At 63.5% G+C, this 26,771-nt stretch carries 26 protein-coding genes and 1 pseudogene; 9 read left to right on the top strand and 18 right to left on the bottom strand.

The features are described 5' to 3' along the window. Positions 1-59 precede the first annotated feature (59 nt). From OIE68_RS17070 to OIE68_RS17115, 10 genes and pseudogenes are all read right to left on the bottom strand, one after another. A pseudogene (locus OIE68_RS17070) lies at positions 60-748 on the bottom strand (integrase core domain-containing protein); the annotation flags it as partial. A 631-nt stretch (positions 749-1,379) separates the two neighbouring features. Next, positions 1,380-1,571, bottom strand: coding sequence for a hypothetical protein (locus OIE68_RS17075; RefSeq protein ID WP_327100340.1), 192 nt, complete (start codon positions 1,569-1,571; stop codon positions 1,380-1,382). A gap of 149 nt (positions 1,572-1,720) precedes the next feature. Next, positions 1,721-2,689: a fumarylacetoacetate hydrolase family protein gene (locus OIE68_RS17080; RefSeq protein ID WP_327100341.1), complete on the bottom strand. Its 969-nt coding sequence runs from the start codon at positions 2,687-2,689 to the stop codon at positions 1,721-1,723. A gap of 49 nt (positions 2,690-2,738) precedes the next feature. After that, positions 2,739-3,755 carry a cyclase family protein gene (locus OIE68_RS17085; protein WP_327100342.1) on the bottom strand — a complete coding sequence of 339 codons (1,017 nt, stop codon included), beginning with the start codon at positions 3,753-3,755 and terminating at the stop codon, positions 2,739-2,741. 53 nt (positions 3,756-3,808) lie between these two features. Then, positions 3,809-4,981 carry an alpha/beta hydrolase family protein gene (locus OIE68_RS17090; RefSeq protein ID WP_327100343.1) on the bottom strand — a complete coding sequence of 391 codons (1,173 nt, stop codon included), beginning with the start codon at positions 4,979-4,981 and terminating at the stop codon, positions 3,809-3,811. A 44-nt stretch (positions 4,982-5,025) separates the two neighbouring features. After that, positions 5,026-5,859 (bottom strand): SDR family oxidoreductase, encoded by an 834-nt coding sequence (locus OIE68_RS17095; RefSeq protein WP_327100344.1) that lies wholly within the window; start codon positions 5,857-5,859, stop codon positions 5,026-5,028. A gap of 66 nt (positions 5,860-5,925) precedes the next feature. Next, positions 5,926-7,170 carry an NAD(P)/FAD-dependent oxidoreductase gene (locus tag OIE68_RS17100; protein WP_327100345.1) on the bottom strand — a complete coding sequence of 415 codons (1,245 nt, stop codon included), beginning with the start codon at positions 7,168-7,170 and terminating at the stop codon, positions 5,926-5,928. After that, the gene (locus OIE68_RS17105; RefSeq protein ID WP_327100346.1) at positions 7,167-7,382 is read right to left on the bottom strand and encodes a ferredoxin; all 216 of its coding nucleotides are present in this window, start codon (positions 7,380-7,382) and stop codon (positions 7,167-7,169) included. Before OIE68_RS17105 ends, OIE68_RS17100 begins: the two co-directional genes overlap by 4 nt. 16 nt (positions 7,383-7,398) lie before the next feature. Then, positions 7,399-7,953 (bottom strand): aromatic-ring-hydroxylating dioxygenase subunit beta, encoded by a 555-nt coding sequence (locus OIE68_RS17110; protein WP_327100347.1) that lies wholly within the window; start codon positions 7,951-7,953, stop codon positions 7,399-7,401. Continuing rightward, the gene (locus tag OIE68_RS17115; RefSeq protein ID WP_327100348.1) at positions 7,953-9,329 is read right to left on the bottom strand and encodes an aromatic ring-hydroxylating oxygenase subunit alpha; all 1,377 of its coding nucleotides are present in this window, start codon (positions 9,327-9,329) and stop codon (positions 7,953-7,955) included. Before OIE68_RS17115 ends, OIE68_RS17110 begins: the two co-directional genes overlap by 1 nt. 557 nt (positions 9,330-9,886) lie before the next feature. On the opposite strand from OIE68_RS17115, the gene OIE68_RS17120 reads away from it, so the two are divergent. The 3 genes from OIE68_RS17120 to OIE68_RS17130 are packed head-to-tail and all read left to right on the top strand — an operon-like array spanning position 9,887 to position 13,331. Then, positions 9,887-10,747 carry an ornithine cyclodeaminase family protein gene (locus tag OIE68_RS17120; protein ID WP_327100349.1) on the top strand — a complete coding sequence of 287 codons (861 nt, stop codon included), beginning with the start codon at positions 9,887-9,889 and terminating at the stop codon, positions 10,745-10,747. A gap of 10 nt (positions 10,748-10,757) precedes the next feature. Continuing rightward, a complete protein-coding gene (locus OIE68_RS17125; protein WP_327100350.1) occupies positions 10,758-12,251 on the top strand; it encodes an NAD-dependent succinate-semialdehyde dehydrogenase in 1,494 nt (497 codons plus the stop codon). Between the two features lie 60 nt (positions 12,252-12,311). Beyond that, positions 12,312-13,331: a dihydrodipicolinate synthase family protein gene (locus tag OIE68_RS17130; protein WP_327100351.1), complete on the top strand. Its 1,020-nt coding sequence runs from the start codon at positions 12,312-12,314 to the stop codon at positions 13,329-13,331. Positions 13,332-13,346: 15 nt separating this feature from the next. Here the strand turns inward: OIE68_RS17130 and OIE68_RS17135 are convergent, their stop codons facing one another. Further along, entirely contained in the window at positions 13,347-14,315 is a 969-nt protein-coding gene (locus OIE68_RS17135) for a LysR family transcriptional regulator (RefSeq protein ID WP_327100352.1), read from the bottom strand. 11 nt (positions 14,316-14,326) lie between these two features. After that, positions 14,327-15,259, bottom strand: a complete 933-nt coding sequence (locus tag OIE68_RS17140; RefSeq protein WP_327100353.1) for a LysR family transcriptional regulator — start codon at positions 15,257-15,259, stop codon at positions 14,327-14,329. A gap of 140 nt (positions 15,260-15,399) precedes the next feature. Here OIE68_RS17140 and OIE68_RS17145 point away from each other — a divergent pair, with 140 nt between their 5' ends. From OIE68_RS17145 to OIE68_RS17165, 5 genes are read left to right on the top strand one after another with little or no spacing between them, the layout of a single operon-like run. Beyond that, positions 15,400-16,332, top strand: a complete 933-nt coding sequence (locus OIE68_RS17145) for a VOC family protein (protein ID WP_327100354.1) — start codon at positions 15,400-15,402, stop codon at positions 16,330-16,332. Positions 16,333-16,389: 57 nt separating this feature from the next. Next, positions 16,390-17,163, top strand: coding sequence for an SDR family oxidoreductase (locus tag OIE68_RS17150; protein WP_327100355.1), 774 nt, complete (start codon positions 16,390-16,392; stop codon positions 17,161-17,163). Positions 17,164-17,216: 53 nt separating this feature from the next. Beyond that, positions 17,217-18,977: a bifunctional 3-(3-hydroxy-phenyl)propionate/3-hydroxycinnamic acid hydroxylase gene (locus tag OIE68_RS17155; RefSeq protein WP_327100356.1), complete on the top strand. Its 1,761-nt coding sequence runs from the start codon at positions 17,217-17,219 to the stop codon at positions 18,975-18,977. Then, entirely contained in the window at positions 18,974-19,837 is an 864-nt protein-coding gene (locus OIE68_RS17160; protein ID WP_327100357.1) for an alpha/beta fold hydrolase, read from the top strand. Before OIE68_RS17155 ends, OIE68_RS17160 begins: the two co-directional genes overlap by 4 nt. Positions 19,838-19,847: 10 nt before the next feature. Then, positions 19,848-20,798, top strand: a complete 951-nt coding sequence (locus OIE68_RS17165; protein ID WP_327100358.1) for a 3-carboxyethylcatechol 2,3-dioxygenase — start codon at positions 19,848-19,850, stop codon at positions 20,796-20,798. Positions 20,799-20,979: 181 nt separating this feature from the next. On the opposite strand, the gene OIE68_RS17170 is transcribed toward OIE68_RS17165, so the two are convergent. The 5 genes from OIE68_RS17170 to OIE68_RS17190 all read right to left on the bottom strand — a co-directional run bounded on the left by OIE68_RS17170 (position 20,980) and on the right by OIE68_RS17190 (position 24,775). Continuing rightward, positions 20,980-21,498: a GIY-YIG nuclease family protein gene (locus OIE68_RS17170; RefSeq protein ID WP_327100359.1), complete on the bottom strand. Its 519-nt coding sequence runs from the start codon at positions 21,496-21,498 to the stop codon at positions 20,980-20,982. 13 nt (positions 21,499-21,511) lie between these two features. Beyond that, entirely contained in the window at positions 21,512-22,177 is a 666-nt protein-coding gene (locus tag OIE68_RS17175) for a DUF4041 domain-containing protein (RefSeq protein ID WP_327100360.1), read from the bottom strand. A 145-nt stretch (positions 22,178-22,322) separates the two neighbouring features. Next, positions 22,323-22,934 carry a PadR family transcriptional regulator gene (locus OIE68_RS17180; protein ID WP_327100361.1) on the bottom strand — a complete coding sequence of 204 codons (612 nt, stop codon included), beginning with the start codon at positions 22,932-22,934 and terminating at the stop codon, positions 22,323-22,325. A 48-nt stretch (positions 22,935-22,982) separates the two neighbouring features. Then, complete coding sequence (locus OIE68_RS17185) at positions 22,983-23,924, bottom strand: PDR/VanB family oxidoreductase (protein WP_327100362.1); 942 nt, start codon at positions 23,922-23,924, stop codon at positions 22,983-22,985. Beyond that, complete coding sequence (locus OIE68_RS17190; protein ID WP_327100363.1) at positions 23,921-24,775, bottom strand: cytochrome P450; 855 nt, start codon at positions 24,773-24,775, stop codon at positions 23,921-23,923. The genes OIE68_RS17185 and OIE68_RS17190 overlap by 4 nt, the downstream gene beginning before the upstream one ends. A gap of 590 nt (positions 24,776-25,365) precedes the next feature. On the opposite strand from OIE68_RS17190, the gene OIE68_RS17195 reads away from it, so the two are divergent. Then, the gene (locus tag OIE68_RS17195; RefSeq protein ID WP_327100364.1) at positions 25,366-25,578 is read left to right on the top strand and encodes a hypothetical protein; all 213 of its coding nucleotides are present in this window, start codon (positions 25,366-25,368) and stop codon (positions 25,576-25,578) included. Positions 25,579-25,752: 174 nt separating this feature from the next. On the opposite strand, the gene OIE68_RS17200 is transcribed toward OIE68_RS17195, so the two are convergent. Continuing rightward, a complete protein-coding gene (locus OIE68_RS17200) occupies positions 25,753-26,721 on the bottom strand; it encodes a fumarylacetoacetate hydrolase family protein (protein WP_327100365.1) in 969 nt (322 codons plus the stop codon). Between the last annotated feature and the right edge of the window lie 50 nt (positions 26,722-26,771).

Below are 26,771 nucleotides of genomic sequence, written 5' to 3' on the forward strand. Positions count from 1 at the left end.
GACTCGGTGATCGCCGTGGGTGCAGTGTTGGTAGCAGCCGGCGTCGCATCCTTTCGTGTGCGGAACAGCGTCACCGGGGAGGCCATGCCCAGGGACTGATGTGGGCGTTGGGTGTTGTAGCTGTGCACCCATTCATCGAGGGCGGGCTGCGCGGCTTCGATTGTGGCAAATGGCCCCACTTCGTCGAGCAGTTCGCGTCGCAGCGTTCGGTGGAACCGCTCGATCTTGCCGGTGGTCGTCGGTGATCGCCGTTTCGTCAGGCGGGCGCTGATGCCGTGCTCGCGGCAGGTGCGCTCGAAGAGCACCTCGACGGGTAGCGGGCGGGTGAACCTGCCGGTGAACTGCTTACCGCTGTCGGTGAGGACTTCGAAGGGAACGCCCCATCGCCCCATCGCGGCGACGAACGCTGCGCACACGGCCACACCGGAAGGCTTCTCGAGCACGGTGGCGACGACGATGAATCGTGAGTGGTCGTCGATCCCGGTCAAGATCTTGCATTCGCGACCTCCTACCAGAAAGATCCCTCCGACCAGGTCGAGCTGCCACAGGTGCATCGGAGCTTCGCGTTCCCACCGCTTGTAGATTCGTTTGTGTTGCTGTTCTTGAGGATTGATCAGTTCGTTCCTGGTAAGGGCTCGGTGGACAGGGCACGATTGCCGAGTTCCTGTCGCAGCTCGTGCGCGATGCGGCGTGCTCCCCACCGGCGGTGCTGTCGGCGCATCTCACAGACGGACGCTTCGATCACGGGGTGCGTGCGGCGCACAGCATGGTGGCAACGATCGCGACCGGGACAGCTACAGTTCCGCTAGGTGATTGCGCGTGAGGCTCACCGGTGATGGTGACCTCCGATGTCGGGACGCCTCCGGCAAGGGTGCGCGCTGCACTTCCATCGGTCCACCCGAGGCTGTTAACTTGAAGATTCTGGGATCGTATCCCCCGCAGGGTTCGACGGACCTGCGGAGTTGGCCACCGTGGCGGTGAGGTCAGGGGGTTTCCCGCGTCGTCGGTAGCGTCAAGTCGACCCTGCGGCGAGGACGTTCACCAACTCGTCCGCCCATTCGGCGTCGATCGCTGTGCGCCGGCAGCCCGGCGCCAGAAGACAGCCGCGGTGGCGGTATCCGGCATCGATCGAAGTTGTGCTTCCGCTATGCCGTCGCCTCGAGCCGAGGCGCCGCGTTGTCGTTACGGATGACAGGGAACAGGTTGGGTCAGGTCTTCATCCCTGCCGCGGCGGGAGTCATGTTGTCCAGCACAGGTATCGGGGCAGCGTTCGTCACGACGGGAGCTTTGTTGTCCGCCGCGGCAGCATCGACGTGGCGCGCTCATCCTGACACCGCCGCACCCAGAACCCGCATCGAGAAAGACTGGGCAAGTACAACTCAGCCGTTTCCAAGGTCGAAGTCGAGGCTTTCCACCAGCACTCCGAATGCACGGTCAGTCCGGCGCTGCAGCCTCTTCCCGGCCCAGTAGTCATAGTCGAATGGGACGTAGGTCGACGCGAGGCCCGCAACACCCTCCGCGATGTACCAGCCGACCTCCGCGATCAGCCATATGGTGTTGGATTTCGTCATCACGTAGCTACCTCAATTGTCGAATGAGTAATTCGGTGAGTTGGCGATGGGCCGGCGCGACCACGACGCCAGGAATGCAGGCTCGACGACAACGTCCATGTCAAAGGCTCTGATGATCTGAATGTCCTGCCGGCCCACCGTGCTCGAACTCAGTTGCGGCGCTGAGCTTTCCAGTCGTGTCGACGTGCCTCGCGGATCGCCGGCGCTTCTGGGCCCGGAACGACGGTGTTGCGGATCGTGCCGAGTGTCGCGACGGTCATCTCGACCACGTCGCCGGGCTGGAGTGGCTCCGGCGTGCGCGTACCGGAGCGACCCCACAACTCACCGAGACATCCGCCATTGCCGAGGGTTCCGGATCCGAGGACGTCTCCGGCCCTGACCCACGTCCCGCGTGACGCTTGTGCCAGAAGTTCGTCGAACGACCAGCTCATGTTGCGCAGGTTGTCCCGGCCGATGACTGTGCCGTTCACCGACACAGTCCCGTCGAGGTCCAAGAGGCCGTCGGCAGTCAGAAATGGATCGAGTTCATCGGCTGTGACGAGGAACGGGCCGAGCGTGGTAGCGAAATCCTTGCCCTTGGCCGGGCCGAGGCCGACCTTCATCTCCCCGGCTTGGAGGTCTCGAGCCGACCAGTCGTTGAAGATCGTGTAGCCGAAGATGTAGTCCCGAGCCTCTGCCGGTGTGACGGACGATCCGTCCCGCGACACGATGGCTGCGACCTCGAGTTCGTAGTCCATCACCTGGCATCCCGGTGGCACGGCTACGTCGTCATGGGCACCGATCATCGCGTAGGGATTACTGAAGTAGAAGACTGGTCTCTTGTACCACTCGGGCTCGACTTCGGCCGCAGCCGCCATCGATCGGCCGGCCCCAACGATGTGCTCTTCGAAGGCTGCGAAGTCGCGCACTGTGGGGGGCTCTATCGGCGGGAGCAGCCGCACCGCAGTGAGATCGACGGGACGTCTACCCAGTGCGGCGGCCCCGGCTTCGAAGGCGACCGGGAGTCCGGCGCGAACAAGCTCGAGGATCGTGGTCTGCCGGTCGAACGCGTGCAGGCCGTCGTCGCTGGCGACGCCGGTCGTGACCTGACCATCCTGAACCCACGTGGCGAAACGCATGGGTGAAGCTCCTATCGTGTTGGTACGCGGGCTCAGCCCGCCGGTCGAGTCACTTGATCGCGACGGGGTTGACCGGCGCACCGACGGCGCCCGTCACCGGAATGGGCGCGGCAGTCAAGAAGAAGTCGAAGATCCCGTCGGAGGCGCAGTCTGCGGCAAGCTTGTCGAGATCCCACATCTCCCCGATGAAAAGCCCCATGTGCGGGATCACGACCTGGTGCAGCGGTTGGAAGGCGTTCTCGAATTCGTTGGGGCGGACTTCGAAGCCCCACGTATCGGTGGCGATCGCGGCGACCTCCCGGTCGTGGAGCCAACCCGCGGTCGTGAAGGACAACCCGGGGGCGGCACCGCCGGCGTAGCTGCCCCATCCGTCGCGACGGACCCGGGACAGCTGCCCGGTGCGGACGAGCATGATGTCGCCACGCCCGACGACGGACGATTCCCCCTGCGCGGAGATGGTGTTCTCCAGGTCCTCGACGGTGATCGCGTAGCCGTCGGGCAGCTCCCCGTCTTCCCTGAGCGCGCGACCCACGTCGAGCAGCACGCCGCGCCCTGCGATGCGGTCGGCCACGGTCTCGATGCCCGTCAGAAGATCGCCCTCGCTGGTGACGACCTTGGACGCGGGACGTCCGTTGTAGGCGACACCGTGGTCGAAGATGTGGCCCAGCCCGTCCCACTGGGTGGAGGCTTGCAGCGGCATCACCACGTAGTCATCGGCACCGCCGAAGCCGTGCGGCATATCGGGTTCACCGAATTCAGCATCGAGGCCGCTGACCAGCATGGTGTGCACCGGGTTGTTGCGCTTTCGCCAGCCGTGCTGCGGGCCGTTTGCGTCGAAGCTCTGGGCGAGCGAGAAGGCAGCGCCCCGACGAATTCTGGAGGCACCCTCGACCCGCTTCGCGTCATCGAGGAAGTTCATGGTGCCCAGCACGTCGTCGTCGCCCCACCGTCCCCAGTTCGAGCAGCGCGATGCGGCTTCGGCGATAGCGTCCTCGGCGGCGGGACTGTAGAAGGGACTGTTCGTGTCGACGTTGCGAGTCTCGGCAACGGCGTTGGTGTCGGGCATGTGGGATCCTCACCAGATTGATGGGCGGACAATGCAATCGGCTGGCTTGGGTACTAACCAGTCGGTTGCGGGACCATGGCCGCGAAGGTGTCGGTGACCCAATCAGCGATGTAGGCGCCGACGTGGGGGAGGTGATCGATCCCGATGTGCTCGGCACCGCCCTCCTGCCGGGTGAAGATGCGAAGGTCGCGAGAGGGTGCGTTCACCGCCTGCTCATAGGACCGGTGCGCGTACTCCAAGGGAATTTGCCGATCGTTCTCGCCGTGCACGATCAGGAACGGCACCGTGATCTTGTCGACGACGCCATCGAGGTGAATCGAGTCGGCGAACTCGATGAACTCGTCGAGATCGTCATAGCCCCAGACCCATTTGACATGGTCCCAGTAGTGCGGCACCGGGTGCTCGCCCTCGCGGTCGAGCCGACGCCGCTGCACGGCACCCCAGTTGTGGTTGGCTCCCCAGGCGACGCACAGGGCGAAGCGCTTCTCGAAGGCCGCGACCCGGGGCGAGTAATAGCCGCCCAACGACCAGCCCACGACCCCCATCCGGGCGGTATCGACATCATTTCTGGCCGTCAGCCAGTCGACGACCCAGCTGGCCCAGGTCTCGGACTCGCGGCGTGCGATCAGACCTTGTAGCCGAAGTGCCTCCCCGGAGCCGGGTTGGTCGAGCATGAGACACGAAATACCCCGATCTGCCAACTCGGCCCAGAATCCCGAGATGTACATGTGTTCCTTGGTCGAGTCCAGGCCGTTGATGAGCATGATGACCGGAGCCGGCCCGTCCGACGTCGCCGGTGCCGCCGAGAAATAACCGGGCAGTGTCGTGTCCTCGAATGGGATGGCAACCCGGGTGATGCTGTGGTCACGAAGGTCGAATCCTTTCTGAGCCAGCTCCAGCACCCGGCGGTAGATGGACACGCGGTCGGGGTGACCCGCGGAGAGCATCCGCTCGGCGGTGCACAGATAATTCGTGGCACGGGCATAGATCCCGCCGGCGGTCCGATCGTGGCCCGCCTTCTCCGCGGCCCGAGCCGACTCCACCAGCGAATCCGTGAGGTCGGTCCAGACCTTCAGGAACTCGCCCGTGCCGGCATCGCTACCTCCTTTCGCGGCCTCGAGCAGCGGGCGGCAAGCGCGGTCGACCTCGTCGATCCGGCCGCCGGAGTTCATAGCGCCTACCACGGACATGTTCCAGACGTAGTTGCCCGGGAAGTATTCGAACATCAGGCTCTCTCTGTTGCGTGAAATTCGGGTGTGGGGTGGGGTGCTCAGGCGCCCGGCATCGTGGCGAGAAGTTCGGGGATACTCATCAGTGCCCGGTTCAGGGCGCCCGAATCCGCCAAAACCGTCTGTCCGGTCATGACTGTGTTGTGTCGTGACGCCAGGAATGCGTAGAGCGGGCCGTACTCCTCCGGCGAGGGCATGTGCTGAAGCGGAGCCAGCCACTCGAACTGCTGTCGGAAAGCGTCAGCCGGTATGTCGGACTGTAGGGAATTCTGCAGATCGAGTGCGGCAGGTCCGCGCAGCTGACTGTTCGCGATACCGGTCGGTGCAACCGCGTTGACGCGGACTCGGGGTGCGAACTCGAAGGACATCTGATTGACCAGGGCGCGAATGGCACCCTTGCTCGCGGTGTAGGCCACTCCTCCCCCGTCGGCGGCGAACGCCGCCTGCGAGCAGGTCAACACGACAGCACCCCCTTCGGCCTCGAGCAGGTCGAGGAAGATCCGTGCGGTCAGGACGTAGCCCTTGACGTTGATACTGAAGACTTCGTCGAGGAGGGTGTCGACACGCTCCACCGGGATGTCGGCCAATCGCACGTTGCCGTCCCAGATGCCCTGGGCTCCCACGATCGTCGTCAGCCGGCCGAAGCGCCCGACGATCTCGTCGCGGCAACGCGTCAGGTCGGAGATGCTGCGGACGTCGCCCTGTACCACCAGTACGTCGTCGCCGAACTCTTCCCGGAGCGTCGCGACTTTCTTTTCGTCGTATTCGAACAGTGCCAGCGTGGCGCCCTCGTCACGGAAGTACCGGGCGATGCCGAGTCCGAGGCCGGAGCCTGAGCCGGTGATGAGAACGACGTGGTCGTCGAGAAGTTGCATAGTTGTAGTCCTTTTTGGGATGTGGCTGGCATGACATGTGGCGTGAATCGAGCCTGCCGACACCGATCAACGGACGGCTGAAGGGGCCTGATCGGGGTTCGACGCGTGCGCGAGAGCGAGGGCCTCGTCCCAGGTGCCGCCTCGAGCGAGGATCTTGCGATAGCCTCGCAACGACCGTGCGAGCCCACTGGCGAACACGGAGTGGAACTCACCGCCTCGGCCGAACAGGACCAGGAATTCGTCGGTGAACAGCGATCCCTCCGCGACGTAGATCTCGTCACCGGGGGACCGCCGCCCGTAGCTGTGGAACCGATGTCCGAACTGATCGCTCCAGAAGTAGGGCACGCCGCCGAAGGACTCGTCGGTGCCGCGGGCGATGTTGAGCCCTACGTGCCTGCCCTTCTCGACGGCGTGTGTCCAGTGCTCGATACGCAACGGCTCGCGGAACATCGGGTGATCGGAACGGGCGACGTCACCGGCCGCCCACACTCCGGGCACGTTTGTTCTACCCGCCGCGTCGGTGAGCACTCCTCTGTCCAGCGCGACACCCGAGCCGAGAAGCCAATCCGCGTCTGGGTCGACCCCGATGCCGGCGACCACGTAGGAGCTCTGATGCGTCGAGCCGTCCGCCAAGTGCAGCGTGTAGGCGCCCAGTCCACCCGTCACGGACGTGACAGCACTCGACATCTTCAACCGGACACCGTGCTTGGCGTGCAGGTCGGCGATCACCTGGCCGAGCTCGGGCCCGACGATGGTGTCCAAAGGTCGCTCGGTGTCGTGCACGACCGTGATGGATACACCGTGGGCGGTGAGTCCAGCTGCGATCTCGAGCCCGATGAGACCCGCGCCGACGACGGTCACGTCCCCGTGGCGGGCGGCTGCCCGCCGTAGCGCACTGAGATCCTCCGGGGTCCGGAGAACCGGAAGCGCTTCACCGTCGACCGTGGTGAGTACCCGTGGGCGACCACCGCACGCCAGAACAACGGCGTCCCACGGCAGCGTTTCACCGTGATCGGTGATCACGTATTTGCGATCGACGTCGAGACCCACCGCTCGGTGCCCGAGCATGAGCGAAATACGGTTCTCACTGATTCTCTCTGCCGAGCGAATCTCGAGAAGCTCCGGCTCACCACGGCCGAGAAGCAAGCCCTTCGACAGCGTCGGGCGGTCATAGGGATGGTGCAGTTCGGAGCCCAGGACGGTGATCCGACCCTCGAACCCGCCCTCACGCAATCCATCGGCTGCCGCCAGGCCCGCCGCCGACGCCCCTACCACGACGACATTGTCGGTCTCCAACAGCGCGGCCGTCACGTCGGCCCGGGACCTTGGAGGATGGCTTGGGCCGGGCACGCTCGTACCGCCTCTGCGAGGTCGTCGACATCATCGGGATCGACGTCGTGACGCAGCAGGACCGCCGCTGGGGCGTCTGCCGGAAGATCGAAGACATCGGGCAAAATGCTCGTGCAGATCCCATAGGAACGACACCGGACGCTGTCCAAACGGACGACGGTCTGGTCACTCATCGAAACAATCCTTTGCTCACAGAAACAGTCCGAGGTTGGGAGTGGCGATCGCAACTTCGGTCAAGAGGATCTCCCTGCGCAGAAGTCGTGGCCCGTCCGCCGTAAGGCGGAGTTCGTCGTTGCGCCGGTAGGGGATGAGGTCGAAGTGCGGATCGATACCCCGCTGGCGATATAGCAACACGGCACTCGAGACCGAAATGACGTCGTCTTTATCGGTTCGTCTGGCCAAGATCGACCCGACGAGGCGCATCGTGCGCGACGGCGGAATTTCCGAGTACGCCTGGGAAGTAGCCAGACGATCGATGCGTAGACGTACGTGCGCCAAGGTGTCGCGGACCCGATACGCGGCACGATTGACCTCGTCCGATCGCTTTTCGGTTGCCTGCCTGATCGGGATCGTATAGAGCAGTTCGGGGTCCAGGAGCTGGAACCATTCTTCTTCGTTGGCTTCGTCCAACAACTTCGATTCGAGAGCCAAGAACTGGGTCGCAGTGTTCTGCAGTTCGAGGTCTGCCAGGGGGCTCAGGTGGGCAGCAGTGGGCGCGTTCTCGGTGGTCTCGATGGTGGTCATCACGCGGACCGCCCGTCGCTCGTCGCGGATGACGAGTCGCCACGCATGGCGGCAAGCCAGTGCTTGTAGAAATCCAATTGAGCGAATTCCCCGAAACCGGTGGGCCGTTTGATGCCCGGGCCGTGATAGTTGGGGTCCGGCGCGGTGTCGACCGTGGTCCGACCGGCCTGCTCGAAGTTGAAACTCAAGTTTTCGCGTTGCATCCACGCGCTTTTCGCCGCGCGGGCGGAACCCTCCCAGGCGACGGTGTCATCCGTTTCGAATGTGCCGGCAGATCCGAAAAGCAACTGGCCCGTCACGTAGGCATCGAGCTGCTCCTGGTCACTCTGGCACTCGTAAACGAATTGCCAGTTCCACAGCTCCATCTTGCCCGGGGCGATGGGCTGCCACACCCGGAAAGTGGTGACGACCGCTGAAGGGCCGCCGGGAACCGTAGGGGCGAAGGCGCGGAGGTAACTGAAGTTCGGAAAGATGTTGCCGATCGTCGGCGGGTTGGTCTCGAGGACGTACCGCTGAGCGTCGTCGAGGACCGAGAGATCGAACTGAGCGACAGTTTCCGGTGAATAGCCCCACAGCGGCATGCCGATTTGCGCCCACGGAAAACCGAGCGTCGCGTGGCCGCCGCCAAGGTCGTACGAGTGCATCATCTCGGCGTTGGCGCTTGTACCCTGGATCATCCCCACCTCTTCGTTGCTGAAGTGCAAGGTGTCGACGTGGTAGGCATCACCGGAGAAGTTTTCGGCGCCGGCTTTCCAGTCCGCGTTGATCTGATATCTCTCGGGCGGGCCGGCCACCTTCATGCCGCCGGGCGCCAACTTCACCAGGATGTCGAGCATCCAGCCTCCCCCGCCCAGATACTCGTCGAGCGACGGACCTTCCTGCGCTAGCGACGCGAAGATGAAGCCGGACCGGACGTCGACCCGTGGGGCCCTCTTCAAACCCCATTCCTTCGGGTCCAGCCGCGTTCCGTACGCCGCGCGCATGTGAGGCGTGCCGACGAGGTCGCCGTTGTTGGAGTAGGTCCAGCCGTGGTATGGGCACTTGAAGAAGCGCGAATTTCCGGAGTCGGTTTGGCACACCTGGGTGCCGCGGTGGCGGCAGTAGTTGGACAACACGTTGATGTCACCCTTGCCATCGCGCGTGACGATCACGGGATCGAGGCCTATGCGGCGCTGGACGAAGTCACCAGCCTTCGGGATTTCGCTCTCGTGCGCGACAAAGACCCAGCAGGTGCCGAAGACTTGGTCCATTTCAGCGCGGAAGATCGCCTCGTTGTTCCAGATCTCGGCCGGTACCCGATTCTTCTCGAGCTCCGTCTCGACACGGTCGAGGATCGGCGTGACTTCCGACGCGAGGGTGGGTGTGATGACAGTCATGTAACTCCTTACAAGCACCGGGCGGACCGATATGACGCCAGTGATAGTTGGCCCATCGTATGACCGCGATCACAGTGGTTGGCCCATCGTATGACCGCGCTCACAGTGTCGGAAGGCGTAACTTTCGATGCCCGACAATTGATGGCATCGATGGAAGACCACACTCGAGCCAGCGCCAAGAGAGGCTCGGATCCACGCCGGTATCGATGTCGTCGATGGTCGAGCATTCACGGAAATTGTTTGTCGCGAATCGCAGGTCGTCTTAACGTGACGTTGGCGCAGCGGATCTCCCGCATATCCGTGTTCGCGGGACGCCGAGACCCCGATGAGGTGGTTCCAATGAATCGATTCGAACGCATCAGTCATGCCGGTGGCAGACACGTTGCACGCTCGGCGCACCTCCGGGCGCGCACGCTCAACCTCAGGGCCTCCGCCTCATGACGCTATTACTCGACGACCAGGCCGTCCGAAATTCATTCGGCTGGGGACGGGCAATCGATGCACTCCGCGCTGCGTACGCCGGCGATGTTGCAAACTCCCGCTATCCGGAACGGTCGATGGCTCGCGGTGACGCCAGCTGGCTCCGTACGCTCACCGGGGTATCGGCCGACAACGGTCTCATGGGTGCCAAACACATCGCTGCATCCATGAAGACCCGTCAGGTGTCCTACCTGATTCCCCTGTTCGACGAGCACACCGCTGAGCTGGTGGCTTTGATGGACGGCCAGTCGATCACCGGATTCCGCACCGCCGCCACCTCGGCGCTCGCCGCTAAGCTGTTGGCGAGCCCCGGCGACCTCGACGTTGCCATCATCGGCTCCGGCTTCGAAGCCGGGAAGCACCTGAGCGCCATCGCCGCAGCACGCGCCCTGTCCTCGGTCAGCGTCTGGAGCCCCCGTGAGGAAAGCCGGTCTCGGTTCGTCGCAGATTTCCATGATTCGGACCTGCCCGTCAGCGCAGCCCACGATGCCGAGAGTGCAGTCGCAGCAGCCAATCTGGTGATTTGCGCGGCCCGTTCGCGCGATGAGTCACCCACCGTCCGGGGTGCCTGGCTCCGGCCCGGAACCACCGTTGTCTCCGTCGGATCGACCCTCCCCGAACAACACGAGGTCGATGTCGAACTGATGGATCGCGCCGAGCTGATCGTTGCCGACATGGTCGACGAGGTTTTGCACGACACCGGGGATGCACTGGCGGCCAAAGCAGCCGGCGTCGATCTGGGGTCGAAAACCATCTCACTGGCAGACCTCGTGGCGAATCGGCATCCGGGCCGCACGAGTGGCGACCAGATCTTGTTGTACAAGTCGGTGGGCTCAGCGGTGCAGGACATCGCCGTCGCGGCGATGTGTCTGGCCGAGGCCCGGCACCGTGGACTCGGAGTCCCGCTCCCCATCTCGATCCCGACCGTTCGGAAATAAGGGTGCACCGATGAATTTTCTCCAGACCGCACAGAGATCCAGCCACGGTCTCGCCGACCCCTCACTGTCCAGGTCATCCTCCTACGTCGACGGGCAGTGGCTCACCCGCGACGGCGGCGAACGACTCGTGGTGCACAACCCCTCCACCGGTGAACCAATCGCCGATCTGCCGTCGTCCGGCGCGGACGAGACCCAGCTCGCCGTCGCCGCTGCACAACGCGCATTGCCCGCATGGCGCGGACTGTCCGGCAAGGAGCGCTCGAAAATCATGCGTCGGTGGTTCGAGCTGGTCCGGGACAACACCGAGGACCTGGCGCGGCTCATCGTTCTCGAAGAAGGCAAGCCCCTGGCCGAAGCGGTCGGCGAGATGAACTACGCGGCGTCCTTCATCGAGTGGTTCGGTGAGGAGGCCAAACGCGTGCGCGGCGATATCTTTCCCGCTCCCGAGTCGTCTCGACGAGTCGTGGTGCTCCGGGAGCCGATCGGTGTGTGCGCTGCCATCACACCGTGGAACTTCCCAGCCGCCATGATCACTCGCAAGGCTGCTCCCGCACTCGCCGCCGGGTGCACGATGGTGGTCAAGCCCGCCGAGCAGACGCCGCTGACAGCACTGGCCCTCGCCGAGCTCGCTGAACGAGCCGGCGTGCCGGCTGGAGTGCTCAGCATCGTGGTCGGCAATGCGCACGAAATCGGACCGGTGCTGACCGGCAACCCCATCGTCCGCAAGGTCAGTTTCACGGGGTCGACCGAGGTTGGTCGGCTCCTGCTCGCTCAATCGGCGGAAACCGTCAAGAAGACCTCGATGGAGCTCGGCGGCAATGCACCGGTCCTCGTCTTCGACGACACCGATCTCGATCAGGCGGTCGCCGGCGTGATCGCCACCAAGTACCGCAATACGGGCCAGGCCTGCATCAGCGCCAACCGGGTCTATGTCCAGTCGGGTATCTACGATCGGTTCGCCGAAGCGTTGACACGCAAGGTCGAGGGCCTCGTGGTCGGTGACGGATTCGACGCAGGTGTCCAGCAGGGTCCGCTCATCGACGTCGACGCGGTCACGAAGGTCGAGGAGCACGTGGCCGACGCGGCCAGCCTGGGTGCGCGTGTGCTCTGCGGCGGTCGGCGTCACGATCGCGGCGGCTTGTTCTTTGAACCGACGGTTCTGGCCGATGTCGACTCCACGATGCGCATCACACGCGAGGAGACATTCGGACCCGTGACCCCGCTCATCCGGTTCGAGCACGAATCCGATGCGATCCGCATGGCCAACGACACCGAGTTCGGGCTGGCCGCATACCTCTTCACCCGCGACGCTGAGCGTACGTGGCGGGTCAGCGCGGCTCTCGAGGCGGGAATGATCGGCATCAACACCGGCCTCATCTCCAACGAGATCGCGCCCTTCGGTGGCGTGAAGCAGTCGGGTCTGGGCCGAGAGGGATCGGTCTACGGAATCGACGAGTACATGGAAATGAAATACCTCGCATGGGAGAGCGCTGGAGCGTCGTAGAAATCGCTTCCTGAACAGAAACAACTTGGCCCTTGAACAACCCCCCGAGAGGAAAACACCATGGCTGCTTACACCCGCACCGAGGCCCGCGAATGGGCCCGCGAGAAGCTCATCGGCGCCGTCAACTGCACCATCCCGTCGTTCACGAGCGACCTGAAATCCATCAACGAGGCAGGCATCCGCCACGACATCCGTCTCGCGAAGGAACACGGCTTCCTCGGGACGCTGGGCGTCTCCGAGGTCAACATCACCCTGCCGGAATACCTGGAATTCCTGCGCATCATCCGCGATGAGGCCGGCACGGACTTCGTCGTCGTGCACCACGGAAGCTGGAGCACTCTCGCCGACAACATCGAGGCCGTTCGCGGCGCCGAGGAGGCCGGCGCAGATCTCGTGCTGCTGTCGTACCCGCCGAACTTCTACCCGGAGTCGGAAGAGGAGGTCTACCGATATACGAAGGCGGTGTGTGACGCCACCAATCTCGCCGTCATCGTCTTCCCGATGTATCTGTGGGGATTCAGTCCACGAATCCACCCGTCGGACATCCCCAGCCGCCTCATCCGTCGCCTGCTCGACGATTGCCACAACATCGCCGTCATCAAAGCTGAAGGCGGGTTTCCCTACATCCAGGGAATCATCGAGTGCCACCGTCTGTTCGGCGACGAAGTCGTCATCTCTGTACCCATCGAGGCCGATCTGATCCCCCTGTCACAGGTGATGCCCATTCAGCTCTCGGCAACCAGTGACCACGAGTTCTACGGGCCCATCATTCCGCGGGTGATGAACCTGCTCGCCGACGGCAAGCACGACGACGCGGCAGAACTGTTTTGGCAAACGCATCCTGCGCGCAAGGCCAAGGCGGCCCTGGCGCCGACGCTCAATGGTGGCGCGTTCATCAACCGCCAGGCGTGGAAGTTCCAAGGCTGGTTACAGGGATACAACGGTGGTCCGCTGCGTCAGCCCACCCAACGAATCCACGACGGTCAAATGCTCGCTCTCCGCAAGGGTCTCATCGACTCCGGCCTCGACCCGTCCATGGACCCGCTCCGCGAATTCTTCGTAGGCCGCAACCCGGCCTGACGCGCGCAATCAGCGCTAAGGCGTAGCCACCAGTTTGGCTGCTTGCGTCCGCAGTCGGTCACGGAACCACGCCTGGGCAGGATCCCCATCGAGGCGGCGCAGCCAGATGAGCGTTTCGGTGATCGGTTCTAGCTGCATGGGTGGATCGATGAACTGCAGATTGGCGGCCTTGGCCATGCGTGTCGCGAGTGTCCGCGGGATCAGCGTCACCAATGTGGTGTCGCGCAACATGAAGGGGGCCACGGCGATGCTGGTACTGACCTCGACTCTGCGCGGTATGCCTAGGACATCGAGGTTCGTGTCCCCCAAAGAGGGCCGCCCGTCCTCGAAGGTTGCCGCAAGGTAGGGCATGGCGCTGAACTCCTCGACCGTCATCGCCGAACGGACCGCGCCGTTGGCGGCATCGGCAGCCAGCACGTAGCGATCGCGATAGAGCACCTCGCGACGGACGTCGTCTCTCCAGAGAGCGGGGAACGACGAGATGACCTCTCGAGGCAGCACGATCACGTCGACACGTCCGCGAAGCATCTCAGCGGGAATGTCAATCGAGACCGTTCGAATCTGCACACGGATGTTCGGGTACGTCGACGAGATCTCGACCAGCAGCGGGTGAAGAAGCGCGGCCGCCGCGAAATCGCTGGCGACCACAGAAAACGCATGCTCATCGACCTTCGGGTCGAACGAGCCCAGGGAGGACAACGTCACCTGGAGTTCGGCCAACGTGCTGCTCACCGAGCTGGTCAGTGCGTTCGCGAGTGGGGTGGCGATCATCGTTCGGCCCTGCCGCACCAAAATTGGATCCTTGAAGAGCCTGCGCAGCCGCGCCAGGGTCGAGCTCATCGCAGATTGTCCGATCATCAGGCGCGCAGCCGCCCCGGTGACGCTCCGTTCGGACATCAACGCCTCGAACGCGACCAGCAAGTTGAGATCGACACGGCCCAGCTGTGCCAGAGAAGGGTGTGGCGAAGAGCCGGTTTCGGACACGATCGGCCTATTCACCGGGCGACGCCCGGCATCGGAGACCACGTTTTCCGGGAGGCGATATCAACGAGCCGTTCTCGGAGCCAGCGATGACTGGGGTCGTCGTCGTTCCGATCCGCCCACATCATGGCCTCGGTAATCGGCTCCAGCGGCATGGGCGGCGTGAGCAACTTCAACCGGGCCCCCTCGGCGACCGCCGACGCCAAACTGGCGGGAAGAACGGTGACGAGTGGTGTGTCGCGCAGCACGAACGGTGCAAGGCCGAAACCCGTAGTCACCTCCAGCCGCCGCGGAATGCCGAGTCGGTTCAGTTGCGTCTCGACGAGCGTGGGGGAATGTCCGTTGCTGCTTGCGAGATAGGGCAGCGACGAAAACTGTTCGAGCGTGATCTCGCGCGAGACCAGCGGGTTGGCCGCATCGACGGCGATGACGTAGGGGTCGCTGTACAGCGTCTGGTAACCGAAGGAATCGGTGATCGAGTCCGCGGCCAGCGGAACGATCGTCAGATCCACGGTGTCGGCTGTCATGTCGTGGAGGAAGGTCGCAGAAACCGGTTGGATGCGCAGCTCGACGTGCGGCGCTGCATTCCGTAGCTCGACCAGCAGGGGCTGGAGTACGGCCAGGGCAGCGTACTCACTCGCCATCACAGTGAAGCTGCGACGGTCCCGTTCAGGGTCGAAGACGGGCGGTTCGGTCAGAATCGAATTGAATCGACTCAGCGCCTCTCGCACCGGAACCACGAGAGCCTCCGCCAAAGGAGTCGGGAACATGGTCCGGCCCCGGCGCTCGAGCACCGGATCGTCGAGCAACGCCCGCAACCTCGACAACGTCGAACTCATCGCCGACTGTCCGACCGAAAGTCGGCGCGCAGCAGCCGTCACATTCTGCTCGGACATGAGCACATCGAACGCCACGAGGAGGTTCAGATCGACCTGCCGAAGATCCATGGGCTGATGGTAGGCCGTCGAATTGATCGGGTCGATAGCAAAGCATCGCCAAACATTGTTGGTGCCACGTGATCGACGCCACTACCGTTACTTCAACGGCGTCCGACCCGGGATGCAGTAAAGAGGTGAGGAGTTCACCGATGGCTTCCGGATTCAGTCCGATCACGCATTTGCGGCACGTCGGTCTTGCCGTGCCGAACTACGACCAGGCTGTGGAGTTCTACACGAAGGTGTGGGGTCTGCTGCCAATAGCCAACGATTCGGGGGTGACGTTCTTCGCGACGCCCGCTGATCCAGAGCACTACATCCTGCGCATACGAGAGGACCGACTGAAGCGTCTCGACCTCATTTCGTTTGGAGCACAGTCGATCGGTGAGGTCGACCTCCTGGCTGAGCGTCTGGGACGAGCAGGGGTGAAGATCAATCGCGACCCGGCCGTGATGACGACCCCCGGCGGTGGGTACGGCTTGCGGTTCTTCGACTTGGACGGTCGTCTCATCGAGGTGTCTGCAGACGTGGAGCAGCGCCCGTTCCGGTTGCTCGAGGAACGGGAGTCGATACCCCGGAAACTGAGCCACGTGGTGATCAATTCGACGGACGTCCAGAAGACCAAGGCGTTCTACGAAACGCATCTCGGATTCCGATTGTCGGACTGGTTGGGCGATCTGATGTGCTTCATGCGCAGCAGTTCGCAGCACCACATTCTGGCGATCTCACGGGCGCCGTCCACATCGTTGAACCACATCTCGTTCGAGATGCGAGGGCTCGACGAATACATGCGCGGCACGGGCCGGATGATCCGCAGTGGCTACCGGCCGCTGTGGGGCCCGGGTCGCCACGGCGCCGGCGACAATACATTCTCCTACTTCCTCGATCCGCTGGAAAATGTTATCGAGTACACGACCGAACTCGAAATCGTCGATGAAAACACTTGGGAGCCATCGGTATACGATCCGACCCGTTCGGAGACACAGGATCAGTGGGGCACCGGTGGAGCCATGACCGAGGTAATGCTCCCGGTCATGCTGAAACAGCGCGACGACGTCGGACTCTGGACCCCCTCACCGGTCTAGCGGGCGCGCATCATCGTGGTCCATCAACTCCACCCACAGCCTACGAAAGAGAACATTGTGTCTGATCTCGACGGGAAGGTCGCTGTCATCACCGGCGGTGCCAACGGCATCGGCCTGGCCTGCGCGCAGAAGCTGAGCGACGAGGGGGCGAAGATCGTGATCGCCGACATCGATCTCACGGCGGCCGAAAAGCGAGCCGAAGAACTCCCGACGGACTCACTCGGCGTCCAGCTCGACGTCCGAGACTCCGCCTCCGCCAACGAATTGGCCTCGACGGTGCTGCGCAAATACGGTCGGGTCGACGTCCTCGTGAACAACGCGGGAATGAACATCGGAGCCCGCAACACCGTTGACGTCACCGACGAGGAATACGACCTTCTCATGTCGATCAACGTGCGGGGCACCTTCACGACGACTCGGGCACTTCTGCCGGCTCTCATCGAGCAGCGCGGCGGCAGCATCGTCAACATGTCATCGATTTGCGGCCAACGAGGCGTCGCCCTGATTGCGGCCTACTGCGCATCGAAGTTCGCCATCGTCGGGATGACCAAAAGCTTCGCAGCCGAACTCGCCCAGTACGACATCACCGTCAACTCCGTACACCCCGGCATCGTGGCCACCGATCTGCACGACAAGGTGGTGAAAGAATTCAGTGGGCTCAATGGCCTCAGCTTCGAAGAAGGATGGGAAGGCTTCGCTTCGAGGATCCCGCTCGGCCGATTACAGACCACCGAGGACATCGGCGACATGGTGGCATTCCTTGCGTCCGATAAAGCTCGGAACATCACCGGATCAGAGTTCAACGTCGACGGTGGCCTCCTGGTGTCCTGACCCAGGTTGCGCTCGAAACCCATTATATGCACCTCAACGGCTGAGCAGGAGCCATGGACACATATCACGACACCGATGTCGTCATCGTCGGGGCCGGCCCCACCGGCCTGATGTTGGCAAACATTCTCGGGATGTACGGACAACGAGTCACTGTTCTGGAAGCGATGAGTTCGCTCATCGACTACCCGCGAGGCGTGGGACTGGACGACGAATCGTTCCGCACTATTCAGACCGTGGGCCTCGTAGACACCGTCCGCCCGCACACCAGCCCGCAGCACATCATGCGGCTGGTCAACGGCGCCGGAAAAGTCATGCTGGTCAACAACCCGCAAACCGAGGAGTTCGGCTGGGAGCGCAAGCACTCCTTCATCCAGCCCGAGGTGGACCGCGCGCTCTACGACGGCCTCGCGCGTTTCGATCACGTCCAGGTTCTATTCGACCACCGCGTCGAGTACGTCGAAGAAGACGCTGGCGGCGTCACTGCCCTCGCCCTCGCGACCTCGGCCGACGGACAGGTCACGCAGCACCGTGTCCGCGGCCGCTACCTCGTCGGCTGTGAGGGCGGGAAGTCGCCGACGCGCAAGCGGCTGGGAGTGACGTTCGAAGGAGAGTCGCCGTCGACGCGCTGGCTGGTCGTCGACGTGAACAACGACCCACTCGGCACGCCCAACGTCTTCCTCGGCGCCGATCCCCGGCGACCGTACGTCTCAATCGGGCTGCCGCACGCCGTTCGCCGCTGGGAATTCATGCTCCACGACGACGAAACCGAGGACCAGGTCACCGATCCGGCGTATGTCAACGAACTTCTCGCCGCACACGTCCCGAACCCGGCTGGGCTCGAATTCATTCGCCGACGCGTCTTCACCCACCACGGTCGCGTGGCCTCCAACTTCCGACGCGGCCGCCAACTCGTCGCGGGCGACGCCGCGCATCTGATGCCGGTGTGGATGGGGCAGGGTTGGAACTCGGGAATCCGCGACGCCACCAACCTCGGCTGGAAGCTCGCCACGGTTCTTTCGGGCCAGGCAGGCGACGATCTGCTCGACACCTACACCACCGAACGCAAGGATCACGCAAAGGCGATGGTGGACCTGTCCCTCACCTTCGGCAACGTCATCAGGATCACCAATCCTGTTGCTGCGCTTGCCCGTGACGCCACATCGTCGATCCTCAACAGATTTCCGCAGATCAAGAGCTACTTCGCGGAGATGCGCTTCAAGCCCATGCCGCGCTATACCCAGGGTGTGCTCGCCGATCCCTCTGACTGCACGTCCGGTCGTGCAGGCGCCACCATCACCAGCCGGCTGATCCCGGTGCGGACCGCGAACACCACTGTCTCCCCTGTTGGAGTCCAGTTCCCGCAGCCGAGGGTGACCACGGGGGACGCGTCGGGCATTCTGTTGGACGACGCGATCGGGAACTGGTGGTCGGTGATCGTATGGGGAAACAGTCCCAAAGACGTTCTGCCGCTGGATGCTCTCCGGAAGCTCGACGCACTGGGGGCGCGACTGGTGGCAGTTGTGCCCGAGACTCAGCGCGAGTGGGCGCATCAGCACATGGATCCAGACGTACTGGTGTTGGGAGACCACAGCGGGCGGCTCAAGAAGTGGTTCGACGACCGACCTACGCCGTTGGTATTCCTACGTCCCGACCGTTTCGTGGCAGGCGCATGCCTGACCCAGAACGCACCGGCCACCCTCGACGCGATCCTGGCGTCGATGTCGTTCGTGAAGACGTCGCCCACAGAGTCTTCACAACATCGTCACCGCCGCAGTCTGATCACGGCCCACACCCACACCGAAGGAACACCATGACCGGCACCACCATCCCCGACTACACCACCGATCCGTTCTTCGGTCTACAGGACCGGTGGATCGAGACTGCACCAGGCGAGATCACGCACTACCACGAGCTCGGCGAAGGAACCCCCATCCTCTTCCTCCACGGATCTGGCACCGGGGTCACGGCCGCGGCGAACTGGTGGCTCAACCTGCCTGCCATCAGCGAGCACGGCCGTTGCATCGCAATCGATTCCATCGGATACGGTCAAAGCGTCGTCGCGGACGGTACCGAGTACGGCATCAAGGAATGGGTCCGGCACGCGGTCAGAGTCCTCGATGCCATCGGGATCGAGAAGACATGGATCGTCGGAAATTCGCTCGGCGGGTGGCTGGCCTTCCAGTTCGCGATCGACTTTCCGGAGCGTCTGCTGGGCATCGTATCGATGGGCACCGGTGGCGCGAAGTTGACGGGAGCTCTTGCCGGACACTCCAATCCGACGCTCACCGAAGAAGGAATTCGCAAGACACTCGAACTCTTCGTCGTCGACAAGTCGCTCGTCACCGATGAACTTGTCGCGCTGCGTTACCAGTCCGCACTCAACGACACCGCGTCCGACCGTTTGGCCGACGTCGTCGCGGCCCGTGACCGCGATCGACACGAACTGCCCCTCGACTTCGATGTGCTAGCCACGCTGGAGATTCCGGTGTTGCTGATCCACGGCGTGCAGGATGTCGTGATCCCGGTGTCGCGTACGTGGGAACTGCTCAATCTCGTTCCGCATGCCGACGCGCACATCTTCAGCCAGTGCGGCCACTGGTCGCAGGTCGAACGCGCGGAGGACTTCAACACAGTCATCACCCGATACCTGGCCTCGCACGGCGTCGGACACTGAGGAAACCGTCATGCCACACGCACTGCTCTGCATGTCGCACAGCCCGCTCCTGCATCACGTGGACCCACCGGAGGACGTCAAGGCCTCGGTTGACGCCGCATTCGAGCAAGCCCGCGCCTTTGTCCGCGACTTTGCCCCCGATCTTGTGGTCAACTTCGGGCCGGATCACTACAACGGATTCTTCTACGACCTGATGCCACCGTTCTGTATCGGGTACAGGGCGCGCGGCACCGGCGACTACGACTCGTTCGCAGGCGAACTGAACGTCCCGACCGATGTCGCCGAAGCACTCGCCGAGCATGTCATCGACCGCGGGATCGACGTGGCGATCTCTCGGCAGATGGAGGTCGACCACGGTGCCGTTCAGCCGATGGAAATCATCTTCGGCGACGTAGCGCCCGTGCCGGTCGTCCCGATCTTCGTCAACTCGGTGGCACGGCCGTTCGTAAAGATATCGCGTGTTCGTGCCTTCGGCCAGGCTGTGGGCGAGTACTTCGCGTCGTCGAACAGCCGGATCCTGTTCATCGGATCCGGCGGGTTGTCGCACGACCCTCCAATACCCCAAATCGCCACGGCCACCGAGGCACAGCGCAAGCTGCTCACCGACGGCCGAAACCCCACGCCCGAAGCCCGCGCCGCGCGTCAGACTCGCGTGATCGACACAGCTCGCGCGTTCGCCGCCGGTGACGCCGACATCATGGATCTCAATCCCGACTGGGATCGCGCGTTTCTCGACGTATGCCGCTCCGGTCGCGTCGAGAACTTCGACGGCTACAGCGCCGAGGAGATGGACGCAGTGGCCGGCCATTCAGCACACGAGGTGCGCAACTGGGTGTCCGCGTATTCGGCATTGGCCGCGTGTGGGGACTACCGGGTGACCTACGAGTTCTATCGGCCTATCAAGGAGTACATCGCGGGGTTCGGGATCACCACCGCCGTACTCGCCAACGAACCAATCTGACAACGTCAAGACTTTCAGCCTCATGACAAGATAGTGTGGCCGACGAGCAGTACGGCACAGCACGCAGCCACCACGGTCCAGTTCGCCGGGACCCGGGTGCTCATCTCCAGATCGTCAGCGATCTTCACTTGCACGCACTTGAGTGACATCAGCCATTATGGCAATCGCAAGTGCCCGGCGCTCAGCCCTTGTACGCGCTCAATTCGGCGGCAGCGTCCAGCATGTCGGCGACTACCCGTCGGACTAGTTCTTCGGATGCGCTGATGAGTACGACGCAAGCTGCGGGCTCGTCGTCGGGTCGGGCCAGCGGAACGCCGAGTCCCCAGTATCCGGGCTCGACCTCGCCGTAGCCGATGACATAACCGTCGCTCCGCGCGGCGTCGTCGGAGAAGTACAACGCGTGCACATCGAATGGGAACGGTACCGAGGCGCTCCCCAATTCGCGGACACGGTCCATCGGTTCGAGCCGCCGCGTCATACCGATCTTGACCACATCCGGGCCGAATGCGCCGCGGTTGCTGATCACGTAAACATAGCCAGCGCGAATATTGGCACGCCGATAGTCGTTCTGTGCGATGGCCTGGTCGAGTTCGCCCAACTTGTCTCGAATACGCTGAGCCTCTTCATCGGTGCGGCCGGCCAGGGAGTCGAGCACGTTCTGATAATGCGCTCGTTCCTTATCGAGCTTCTCCCTCTGCACGGCCAGTTCCTGCTCAACCTTGCGTTCCTCTCGGAGACGCGCGCTCCTCACGCTGAGCGAGTTTTTCTTCCTGCACCTTCATCATGTAGTCGGCTGTGAGCTCGAGTTCTGCGACCCGGAGCCTGTGATAGTCCTCGGCGACATGCATCTGCATCATGTCTCCGAGCTTGGCGATCGTGGCGGCAGCCTTGTCCAGACGGCTTACGGCCGTCGCAAGGTTTCCAGCCCGGATGGTACGAACACAGATGTCGGCCTCGGCGTTATAGGCGCGCAGCATGAGCTTCGACAGATCTGAAGTCATCTTGCGGCCTTTGGCGAGAGAATTGTTGAAGCTGAACATGTCCGACGCGACTACGGCCTCTCCCCCGACGACCGCCGCCTTGATCTCGTCACGAACCGCGGCCAACCGTTCACGGAATTGCTCCGCGTTCTCCAGGGGGTGCTGGTAGGTGTAGATGCCCACCTCCTGCAACACGATCCGGTCGTCGGTCTCCACCACGCCAGTCGTCACCGACCCCGAAGCCGTGGCCAGTGAGGCGCCCTGTCGCGCAGCGTGCAATAGTGCCTCGTCGCGTTCGTGCTCGACCACTCTGAGCCGATCCAGCAAATCGTTGAGCTCGCGCTCTTTGGCGACCAGGGTGGTTCGGAGAGCCCGAATAGTGTCGTCTGGGCCTGTCATCGTGTCCTGCACACTTGATCGCAGACAATTTGCTTCCGATAGGTACTCACCCGCGAACTCCCCGCGTGTTGCCCACCGGTACCAGGTCGTGGGGATTCTTCGAAATTGGATGGGCTCGTCGGTGCGGCTCGACCACCTACGGTGTTCATCGTGACTTGGTAGTGACACCGCTCTCAGGGGGTCGGAGTTCGTCGAGCAGCGCCAATCCCGCCTGCGCCCACGCGATCTCTCCCTCAGCTCGACGGAGCAGGCCCTCGTAGGCGAACACCTTGAACCGGACGATGGTCGCCGCGTCGGAGGCGGGCATCCTGTCAAGCCGCGGTTGCACAGGTGAGTCGATGCCGGTCTTGAGCGCTTCGATCAACCTCGACCAACGCTCCACCAGGGTCGCGTAGTGCGCGAGGTGTGAGGTCAATTGCGCACGCGCCGCATCCCGATCGGCCCACTCGAAGTAGGCGGCCTTCAGGTGATGCGCGTCACGAAATTCGCCGTAGGGTAGCGGGGCGTTCATCCACGCCCGGAACGACTCCGTCCCGGCCGGCGTGATCGAGTACAGCGTCTTGCGCCCGCGATCACGCCAGGGGATCTGCTCGCCGACGATGAGGCCCTCGGCTTCCATCTGGCGGAGCTCTGGGTAGATCTGAGAGCTACTCGCGTGCCAGACGAACTCGGTCGATCCGAGGTACTGCTTGTAGAGCTCGTAACCCGTCATCTCCCGGCCGGTGAAGAGCGCGAGCAGCGCGTATCGAAGACTCATGGTGAGGTGAGTGTATAGAGCCACCCCGCCGACGGGCGTGAGCGGGACTCAGAGATCGAGGACGAGTCGCGACCCCTGCGACCGGGAGACGCAGATCATCATGCAGTCGTTGGCTGCACGCTCGGGCGCGGAGAGCACGCTGTCACGGTGGTCGACGTCCCCGTCGATGACCGCTGTCTCGCATGCGCCACAGGTACCTTCTCCGCACGAGGACGCCGCGAAAACACCGGCGGCGTTCACGCGCTCGAGAACGGATTCGCCAGGCTCGATCGACAAAATCAGACCCGAGCGCGCCAGCTCGACGTCAAAGGCGGTGTCGCCATCCGCGTCCACCTCGACGGGCGTGAATCTCTCCGAGTGGATTGTCGCTCCCGCCCCTCCGCGTTCGCAGGCTGCATAGACCGCGTCGATGAGTGGCGGGGGTCCGCAGACGTAGACGCCCGCTCTCGCATCGATGCCGTCGAGGAGCTTCTCGAGCGGGAGCAAGCCGTGGGAGTCCTGCGGCCACAGGATCACTCGGTCGCCGAATCTGGCCAAAAGTTCCTGCGAATAGGCCATGCTCGAAGCGGACCGGCCCCCGTAGAGAAGCCGCCAGTTGAGCCCCAGGCGGTCGGCGTCGCGCAGCATCGGCACCATCGGCGTGATGCCGATCCCGCCTGCGATGAGGATGACGTCGGGTTCCGCATCGAACTCGAAGTGGTTACGCGGCTCGCTCGTCTCCAGTACGTGGCCGACCTGCAGCTGTTCGTGTACGTACGCCGATCCACCGCGACTCGCAGGTTCGCGGAGCACCGCGATCCGCCAATCTCGGGCGTCGGCCTCACCGGTTAGAGAGTACTGGCGGGTCATCCCGGGCGAGAGGTGGAGGTCGACGTGTGCACCGGGCGACCAGTGCGGGAGTTCGAGCCCGTTCTTCGCCGAGAGCGTGACCTCGCGGACGCCCGCCCCGACGTCTCGGATCGCGGAGACGATCACGGTGTGGCCGTTCACGACGTCACCCGCGGCCGGAAGGTGACGGGCACGACCTTCATCGACATGACGTCGCCGCGACCCGACCAACCGATGTCGCCACCGAGCGAGATGTCGACGTCGGCATCCAGGAGCGCATTGATCGCACTCGTGAGCTCCAGGCGTGCGAGCGGCGCGCCGAGGCACACGTGGGTGCCATGCCCGAACCCGAGGTGATCATTGCCGGTCCGGTCCAGGCGGACCTCCTCCGCGTGGTCGAAGTGTCGCTCGTCTCGGTTCGCCGAGGCGAATGCCATTCCGACCACATCGCCCTTCTTGATCTTCTGGCCGCGGAGCTCGACGTCCTTCGTGGCGTTGCGGGCGAAGATACTCACGGGCGAGGACAGCCGGATGATCTCCTCGATCGCGAGCGGGATACGCCTGCGATCCTCGCGGAGGAACTCGATTGTGTCGGGCCGTGAGGCAAAGAGCCAGAAAGCGTACGAGAGTGCCGAGGCGGTCGTCTCGTGACCCGCAACCAGTAAAAGCAGCACAAAGCCGAAGATCTCGTCGTCGGTGAGGCCACGGCCATCGGCGTCGGCGTCCATGAGCTGTGAGATGAGGTCGTCAGCCCGCTGCTCGCGCCGCCGAGCGATGAGGCCCGTGACGTAATCGCGGAATTCCGCGGATGCCCGCTGGGCCGCCTTCTCGTCGCGGACGTTGCCCTCGAAGGCGCGGTGAACGAGATCGACCCACAGCTCGTGGTCCTCCGGAGGCAGACCGACGAACGTTGCGAGCGTGGTTGCTGACATGTGCTCGGAGAACTCGGAGGGGATGTTGCCCTCTCCTCGCTCGAACATCGGAGCAAGCAGCTCTCGGGCGAGCTGCGCCAACTGCCCGGCGAACGAGTTCACTCGCCGAGGCGAGAACACCGGCCGAACGTACGAGCGGTATCGGGTGTGCTCCGGAGGGTCGGATTCGAGGGGCAGGTAGGGAAGCGTCCGCGAAACGCCTGTTGGAATGAGCAAGGTCCCGACGACGCTCGACGTGAACGTCTCCCAGTCCTTGATGATCGCGAGGATGTCGTCGTACTGCGTCACCAACCAGTACCCGTCGTACCGGTCGCTGTGTAGCACGGGACATTCGCTTCGGAGCGTTTCATAGGTCGCCCAGGGGTTCGCGATGAATGCTGGATCGTGATGGTCGAACTGGCCGTGCTCGTCCTCGCCGACCATGTGCTGCACGGGGCACCCGTTTGAAGAGTCGCTCATCCCAGGCTCCTTTCACCTCAACGGAACTGACAAGACCGACATATCTAAGGTCTTACATATGTCTCTTCAGACTAAGTGACTCGTGTCACGGTGTCCAACCCTTGGTCCCGGGCAGAGCCGGCGCCCCCGTTTGCTGCCCCGATCGTCGCCTCAGGTACCGCCCGACCGATGTGACAGGCTGCGGCGGTCATCGACCAGTCCTCGGGCGAACGATGCCGAAGGCGGTCCAGCGCGCAGTCGACGAGTTCGCCGCCACCATCGACGACGTGCGCCCGGCGGTCGGGCTGCGGAAGGAGTTCCTCGACGAGTCCGGGGTCGACCGCTATGCGCCGGCGGCGTCGGGCCACCCGTCCGGGTCGACGCTCATCTACTTCCCGGGCAGGGCGCCGAGGGGCGTGCTGCTTCGATTATCGGCTGTCCTGTGAGCCTCATTTCGGCGGCACGAGCGACTGAGAATTTCGCTAGGACCAGGCTCGAGGATCCTGCCATTCTGTTGGAATCGCCCGGTAGTTTGTGTGAGTGGCCGGAGCCTACTTCGTGTTGAGATGGAGCACTACCGGCGACGATCGAGTGACGAGCAGCCCCTATAAGCAACCCACCTAGCCTCGGCGGTGGGCTGCCCAGTCATGTCGGCGTCCCTCATGAATCTGTGGAGCAGGTGGTCCCGCGACTACCACATTGCGGATCGAGCCCAGAACGTCGACTGTCATTTCCACGACGTCTCCGGGCTGAAGCGGCGACGGGTCGCGTTCCCCCGATCGTCCCCAAATTTCGCCAAGGCACCCGCCGTTACCAACCGTGCCGGACCCAAGGACATCGCCCGACCTGACCCATGTGCCCCGCGAGGCCTGCGCCACAAGCTCATCAAATGTCCAGCTCATGTTCCGTAGGTTGTCACGGCCAATCACTGTCCCGTTTAGTGAGACTGTGGCTTCGAGATCGAGGAAGCCGTCCGACGTTCGGAACTCGTCGATTTCGTCGGCGGTGACGAGGAAGGGCCCGAGGGTGGTGGCAAAGTCTTTCGCCTTTGTCGGACCGAGGCCAACTTTCATCTCGCGTGTCTGGATGTCGCGAGCGGACCAGTCGTTGAAGATTGTGTAGCCGAAAATATGGCTTCTCGCGTCATGAGGAGCGACCGACGAGCCATCCCCCGAGATGACGGCGGCAACCTCCAACTCATAATCGAGCACGTCGCAGCCGGGGGGGACGGCAACATCGTCGTAAGCCCCGATCATTGCGTATGGGTTGCTGAAGTAGAAGACCGGCGCCTCGTACCACTCTGGGATGACCCCGCCTTCGCCCGTCACCAGCCGGGAGACGCCGTCAATATGTTCCGCGAACGCAGCAAAGTCCCGCACCGTCGGCGGATTGAGAGGCGGCAGCAGCCGCGCGGCTTCGAACGTGATGGGAGAGGAGCGCAACGCTGCTGTCCCAGCCTCGAGTGCTGCAGGTAGGCCCTGGCGGACGATTTCCAAGATGGGCCGCTGATCGGCGAACGCATGGAGACCGTCCGGGCCAGCGACTCCGGTCGTGACGGTGCCATCAATTTCCCACGTGGCGAATCGCATGGAACGGACTCTTCTCCCTAGCTGTGTGACGCGTGAATACGAATGTCGGC

The sequence above is a fragment of the Nocardia vinacea genome (genome assembly GCF_035920345.1).
In the GTDB taxonomy this organism is placed as follows: domain Bacteria; phylum Actinomycetota; class Actinomycetes; order Mycobacteriales; family Mycobacteriaceae; genus Nocardia; species Nocardia vinacea_A.